The sequence below is a fragment of the Thalassobellus citreus genome (assembly GCF_044385915.1).
Taxonomy (GTDB): domain Bacteria; phylum Bacteroidota; class Bacteroidia; order Flavobacteriales; family Flavobacteriaceae; genus Thalassobellus; species Thalassobellus citreus.
This window is the reverse complement of the sequence record NZ_JBISCC010000019.1, coordinates 1-331: the sequence shown is the minus strand read 5'-3', so window position 1 is coordinate 331 and position 331 is coordinate 1. Positions and strand designations below refer to the sequence as shown.

The following is a 331-nucleotide window of genomic DNA, read 5'->3' as shown; positions in this document are numbered from 1 at the left end:
CTGAACTAGGAAAACTTTTTAATACACAAATAGAAGAGGAGCAAAACCTTTTAAAATTATTGGATGATGCTTATATAACAACACGCTATGAAAACAATTACCATATCAACTTGGAGCAAATCCATAAAATATTAGAGAAATCCCACAAAATGGAAGCATTGGCTACGTCATTATTCAAAAACAAACTGAATACCTGTATTGTTGAAGTATCAAATACTAAAGATATCAAAGTTACTCAACAACAAAGCTCAGAACCAAATGACATTGAGTTTTCCAATTTCATTAAATCCTTATCCAAAAAGGATTTTTCTTCTTTGTCTCCTTACCCTTT

The 331-nt window shown here is 30.5% G+C and carries 1 protein-coding gene; it reads left to right on the top strand.

All coding sequences use genetic code 11. The features are described from left to right. On the top strand, positions 1–331 hold a 331-nt coding region (locus tag ACH5TX_RS00085), incomplete at both ends, for a hypothetical protein (protein WP_439337530.1).